4 protein-coding genes are annotated in these 1,479 nt (G+C 42.8%); 1 reads left to right on the top strand and 3 read right to left on the bottom strand.

Going from position 1 to position 1,479, the window contains the following annotated elements:
• Positions 1 to 29: 29 nt before the first annotated feature.
• Complete coding sequence (locus PSI22_RS21105) at positions 30 to 305, bottom strand: hypothetical protein (protein ID WP_273581439.1); 276 nt, start codon at positions 303 to 305, stop codon at positions 30 to 32.
• Here PSI22_RS21105 and PSI22_RS21100 point away from each other — a divergent pair.
• Complete coding sequence (locus PSI22_RS21100) at positions 304 to 453, top strand: hypothetical protein (protein ID WP_155272412.1); 150 nt, start codon at positions 304 to 306, stop codon at positions 451 to 453. The two genes, PSI22_RS21105 and PSI22_RS21100, sit on opposite strands and share 2 nt — an antisense overlap.
• A 439-nt stretch (positions 454 to 892) precedes the next feature.
• Here PSI22_RS21100 and PSI22_RS21095 read toward each other — a convergent pair whose 3' ends face one another.
• Together PSI22_RS21095 and PSI22_RS21665 are read right to left on the bottom strand one after the other, a co-directional pair.
• Positions 893 to 1,312 carry a hypothetical protein gene (locus PSI22_RS21095; protein ID WP_273581438.1) on the bottom strand — a complete coding sequence of 140 codons (420 nt, stop codon included), beginning with the start codon at positions 1,310 to 1,312 and terminating at the stop codon, positions 893 to 895.
• A 2-nt stretch (positions 1,313 to 1,314) separates the two neighbouring features.
• Positions 1,315 to 1,479: DUF7446 family protein (locus PSI22_RS21665; RefSeq protein WP_442316505.1), on the bottom strand; the 165-nt coding region annotated here is incomplete at its 5' end.

Here is a 1,479-nt window from a genome sequence, read left to right as displayed (position 1 = left end):
CTGAGCGCCATAGGGGTTGTAGTCGTATCTCATGCAGCCTCCTTGAGCATCTGTTCTGCGATAGCCATAAGATGCCGATATCCATATCCCGCCTTCCTGAATTCTTCTGTGAACCGTTCTTCATCGCAATGCGTCATGATATATGAGAACATTTCACTAACATCCGGGCTGGAGCGTTTAGCAAACTCTGAGAATGTCATATCAATTTGCAAGTCACCGAGGTAGGTGTACGTAATATGGTTGCGTCCGTGTCTGACCGTTTCTTTCTTTTCGACATAGCTGTAGCTAATAGTGGTTGGATACATGATTACCTCCCGTCGTCAGACTGGAATAAATAAGATTGCTGATATGATGAATAACGTGATTCGGCGCTTCCATGCGCGCCTGTTCCTGACTGCCTGTGGTTTTGTTGGCACGACCGCGCATCCATCGCGCATGTTATTACGCATGTAAAAATCCCTCGCTAGTGAAAACGATTAATGATTTCTGAGGTTGGGGTTATTTCTGGGTCAGGCTGATGAGGGCGCGGGCGTGTATTTCGGCAGATTTGCGGTCGAGGTGGATTAGGCCGTTTTTCAGTCTTCGTAAATCATATTCGCTGCCCTCCCATCTACACAGCTCACCCCAGGGATCTCCAAATATCCCAATGTAAGGACAATAGTATCTAGTGTTATCTTCCAACGGCTCCCTCACGGGTTCTGGAACCTCTATCCCCCCGATTTTGATAGTGCGGGGTTTTAAACGATACTCAAATAAGTGACTAAATGAGAGTACGATTGTACAAGACTCCCATTCGCCATTAACTTCATACTTAATCTCAAAATACTCCCACGGCCTATCGGTAATATGAGACAATCTAGCGTACTCAGTAATTAAATCTGCGTGAATGTGTTTAGGCATTGTTATTCTCCCGTGCTTTCAGCATTGCATCTGCAACTAAATAACATATTTCTGCTATCCCTACTGCCCTATTTTCGTCACCCGCATGGGTTGCGTATAGATCAGTATACAGTGCATTCATAGCTTGAGCCGCGAAATAATCCCTCAGTGTCATCTCATCCGGTTTATTCTTTTGTGGAGCTATTTCGCCAGATAACCCTAATGACTCAACCAAATTTTTAACGTTATTTAATCCTCCTGCGGTAACAGTTCCTTTGTATTGGATTTTGTTTTTTGTTGGGAAAAATATAACCTTACCTTGCTTAGTTTGTACCGTTATCGTTCCACAGGTATCAATGGTGTGATTAATACCTAGTGCATTGAGCTGCCTAGATGATTCAGAAACAAGTTGCTGTTTTTTATCACTCAGCATTGTTATTCTCCTTTTGTAACACTAATTAAAACGTTGAGGATATCCCCATTTTTCATTTCCATTTCATGGTTTTCACGATGATGGTAAAAATGCTCCAGAACGGCTTTTATTGCCTCATCCGTGATGTCTCGTTTATCCTTATTTGCAACATTTGTTTTGGTGTTAAC

This window comes from Xenorhabdus aichiensis, assembly GCF_028598775.1.
Lineage (GTDB): Bacteria > Pseudomonadota > Gammaproteobacteria > Enterobacterales > Enterobacteriaceae > Xenorhabdus > Xenorhabdus bovienii.
The sequence above is the reverse complement of the archived record's forward strand: the minus strand, read 5'-3'. Positions and strand labels throughout refer to the sequence as shown.

Bases quoted from the DNA above. Each gene is read 5' to 3' on its own strand.
- PSI22_RS21100 (WP_155272412.1), top strand. From the start codon at position 304: ATGATTACCTCCCGTCGTCAGACTGGAATAAATAAGATTGCTGATATG.
- PSI22_RS21095 (WP_273581438.1), bottom strand. From the start codon at position 1,312: ATGCTGAGTGATAAAAAACAGCAACTTGTTTCTGAATCATCTAGGCAG.
- PSI22_RS21105 (WP_273581439.1), bottom strand. From the start codon at position 305: ATGTATCCAACCACTATTAGCTACAGCTATGTCGAAAAGAAAGAAACG.